Origin of the sequence: Micrococcus lylae NBRC 15355 (genome assembly GCF_001570885.1) — a bacterium.
GTDB classification, from domain to species: Bacteria; Actinomycetota; Actinomycetes; order Actinomycetales; family Micrococcaceae; genus Micrococcus; species Micrococcus lylae.
In genome coordinates this window covers 1-3986 of sequence record NZ_BCSN01000091.1, presented here as the reverse complement: position 1 = coordinate 3986, position 3986 = coordinate 1, and the positions used below count along the sequence as shown (strand labels likewise).

Sequence of the window (3986 nt, the reverse complement as noted above, 5' to 3'; positions counted from 1 at the left end):
CAGGTTCTCCGTCATGGTCAGCGTCCTTCCTTCGAGATCGACACATCCGCTGAGCGCAGCAGAGCCTCCAGCCACGCCACGCCCCAGATTCCCCATTCGACATCCGTCCGCTCCACCCAAGCGTCCCATTGCCCGACGTCGAACAACTCGGTGGCAGCCGCGCGAAGCGAATCGTGAGCACTCGGATGGAGCAGCTCGTCGCTGTTCATCGGGAATACCCCACGGCCCAGACCATGACTGGTGCCCACGAGCCGAACAATCAGCGGGTCCACTCCAGGAACGGCTTCGCACAACATCGCCGCAGATAGCTGTTCATGCCGCCATTTGCACGGCAAGAACGACTTCTGCCGCCGCGGAAGCCGCGCGTGTCCGCTCTTGGCCAGCGGCTCAGTGGATCCCTTGCCCTGCGTCAGCCAATCCTGGAAGCGCGGGTCGCGCTTCCCGTCGTCGTGGTGCAGGCCAGCGAGTTCGAGGAGCTGGAGCATGCCCTCGGGCAGCCCTGCCCGTAAACCGGACTCCCGTGCTCGCCCAGCCACGTCACGCTGGTGGTCGGCCAGGAATACACGCTGTGACACGGATGTCACGGACAGCTCCGCATCATCCGAAACGGCGGGGTGTCGGATGGAGAACAGCACCCAGGACGCCTGCTCCGGTGCTTCGGAGGATCGCCCACCGGCCACCACAGCGATCCGTGCCTCCAGCTCACTGTCCTGTTCCGGGATTCCCAGGTAAAGCCGCCAGGTCTCCCACTGACCTCGGTCCTGGAGAGCATGGCGGACGGACCTCACAGTAAGCGCTTCGTCTTCATCCTGCAGCGCAGCGGCCACCTCCAGGAGAGACTGCCGCAAATGGTCAGCAACGCCCGCAAGCGGCCGGCCTGTGGTGACCGCTACGGAGCGGCCCTGTGTCCCGACGGCGTGGGTAGCGCCGAGAGCCGGGTCCTCAGGTGATGGATCGAGCACGTCCCCGACCTCGCTCGTTCCCTCAGGGACGATCACCGCTGACATGGTCGCTGCCCAATCATGGGGCACCACAATGGTCTCACCGGGACGCAGTTGCGGCACACCGTCGCTCGGAGAGACCGCTTCCCACCCGTCCTCGCGACGGATGAACATTACCGAAGGACTCCGTCGGCCTCGCAGCATTGGAGCCAACCGGGTGATGGTCGAGGGGTAGGCCTCATGCGGCTGTGGTGGGGCAATCGTCAGCAGCGCAATGCTCTCACCGATATCGATGCCGTCATCGACGCCCTCTCCGACACGCGGCAGCCGCCTGCCGACGACAGTCACGTCTGCGTCCGGGTCCAGACCGTCTCGCAGCCACAGGGTGAGGTCTGGTTCCACCACCAAACGCTCGGAAGTCCGGCTGAACAGGGCTGCGCGTGATGGTTCGATCTCACTGAAGACCGGCCGGGACGGTGCCTCTGCCGGCGCAGGGTCGGCCAGGATAGCCGTAGGTGCGATCCCGTTGGGGTCGGCGGCCCTCCGGTCGAGCCATGTTGCCGATGCCTCCAGATCCGAGGGCCGATACGGCAAGGCGAACTTCTCCGTCACCTTCTCTCCTGGGGGACAGAGAACGTGCACGGGCCCCATATCCCTGAGGCCACGGCGGTTCACCCGGCCAGCCCGCTGTGCTAACGCGGCGCCGGGAGCCAGGTCCGTGATGAGCGCTGCGAAATCCAGGTCCAGCCCCACCTCGATGGCCTGGGTGGCAACATAGACGTCGGGGGCGCCCTTACTTCGATCCGTTGTCTGCTCCCACCGACGGCGTGGCCCCACAATCAGCTGCACTCGCAGCTCAGGTGCCCCCTTCTGGAGAAGGTCATGGACGGCCAAGGCGGACGCCACACGGTTGACCACGACCCCCACGGGGGTCTGACCTGCCTTCACGGCATCCTGCACCATCGCCATGATCTCGCGGGCAGCCGAGGTGGCTGCGGCACCCGTCTGGCCAGACAGCCACGGCCCATCCGTGTGGAGAGTCACCGGCTTCGGTCGGGTGAGACGCTGCGACAACTCGGGCTCGATCCGTCCTGCCCGGATGTCGTCCAGGGCCACTCCGATCGCAGCCGAGTCCGAAGGCAGTGCAGCCGGTGTCGCCGTGGTCTCCACAACCTGCAGGGCCTGCACATGGGCGGCGAGCGGCGACTCGGCGGCGAGCGCACTCACCCGCTGCGCGGTGGTGAGCAACTGCCTGTTCAGGTGCGCCTCATCGACCACAAGCACGGAGTCATGGGCCAACAGGCCGGCCTCACGCGGACGCATGCCGACCGATGACCCATACCCACGGAACAAGAGACGGCTGCCTGCCATATCCGGTGTCGCGCAGATGATCTGGCAGGAGAGCGGATCGTCCTGCCACCCACGTTCCGGAGCGATACCACCTCGAAGTGTGGTCACACCGAGGACGGTCTCTGTCCACGGAGAAAGACTGTGCAGGATCCGCGCGGCGCGGCCGAGCACACCGTCCTCACCCTCAGTCAGAGCATTAGACAACGCGCGTGCATGATGCTGCGCTCGTTCGGCCATGTCATCCACGAGGGCGCGGCGGCCGACGACGTGCCACAGCCGACGCGGAACCCGAGGTCCGGACCAGTCCGGCGCATGGGTCACGGCCACAGCGAACACATGGACGTCGAGCACAGCCGACTTGCCCGAACCTGTCGGCGCGACGATCGCTTCCGGCCACCGGCCGTTCCTGATCACGAATTCCGCGAGCTCCTGCTGCCACCCGAACGGGCGGTTACCATCATTGAGAGCGGCGAAGAAGCTCCCGAACTCAGGAAGCGTCAGACCAGCGGTGATCGCTGTCTGCTGCGGTGTCATGCGTCCTCCTGCATCATGGTCTGCACGTCGCGTGGAACCAACAGGCCACAGCCGAGGTGTCGGCTCTGACCCAAGGCCACGATGGATCTGTCTGAGACCAGGGACCCCATGTCCACAGTCAGCCGATAGGGCTGCGGCAAGCTGGCCCGGTTCGTCTTGTGCACGTAGGCACTGGGAGTCAGCGTCCTCAGTGCTCGCCCACTGAGTCGGACACCAAGGTCCGTGACAGCTGCGTAGCGGGCGGCCGCCTGGGTGTCCCCGGTCTCCGGGTACAGTTCGCGGAAGACATTGCCCAACGACCAGGCAGCGGCGAGGTCGACGTCGCGGATCCCGACCACCGACTTGAGGCGGCGCTCCGCCACGACGGCGGGCATCGCTTCCCAGGCGCGCGTGTACCCCGGCCGGGGAGCCCGCCAGAACGCATCGCCCGCGAAGATCTCGACCTTGTCCGGCTCAACTGCCAGCTGATGTGCCTTCGTCACAACACGACGCAGCCCCGTGAGTGCACCAACCAACGCCCCCAATGCATGGCCGCTCATACCCCGGGGGACCATGAGCAGAAAACGATCGTGGGAGTCGTCGAAGGGCAGACCGTCCACGTCACCAGGGACATAGTGCAATGCCACCCGGTTGGCTGCCGGAGGCATTGACGGTGCGTATCTCCCCGTCACCTCAGGCGGAGCCCCCGCACCCATCCGGGCCACGATGGCGCGATGGAGAGCGACACAGACACTCACGAACCGTTCCTCCGGAACCGGCCGGGACTGGGACGCAATCGGCAGTGCCAGCACGTGAGACCACGGGACATCCGCATCAAGCGTGTCCACGGGACGAAACACCCCGGTGCGCTGACAGGTCTCGTCGGGCCGCGGTGCATGCGGACGCGTCGACGTCGTGTGCTTGTCTGCAGCCACACTCGGGGGCTTCCCGCGGTACTGCGCCGCATGTGCTGCCTCCAGCTCAGCCAGCCGTCCGCGCGTCGGCATGACCTGGCGCAGCTCCCCCGCATGCTGACGCAATCCCGCAGCGTCATCCAACCGGTGGGTGGGCTCACCGACGGTGTCACCAGTGTGCACTCGCAGCCGCACTGGAGACGAGGTCTCTCCGAGGTGGGGAACATCGGCGCAGAGCGTGTCGAGAGTCCTGATCATGCCGCTTCCG

The 3986-nt window shown here is 66.2% G+C and carries 2 protein-coding genes; both read right to left on the bottom strand.

What is annotated here, in order from left to right; all coding sequences use genetic code 11:
• Positions 1-17: 17 nt before the first annotated feature.
• A complete protein-coding gene (gene cas3g / locus MLY01S_RS11695; protein ID WP_067192368.1) occupies positions 18-2825 on the bottom strand; it encodes a type I-G CRISPR-associated helicase/endonuclease Cas3g in 2808 nt (935 codons plus the stop codon).
• A partial coding sequence (gene csb2 / locus MLY01S_RS12240; RefSeq protein ID WP_157531307.1) for a type I-G CRISPR-associated protein Csb2 occupies positions 2822-3986 on the bottom strand: 1165 nt, incomplete at its 5' end. The genes cas3g and csb2, both read right to left, overlap by 4 nt.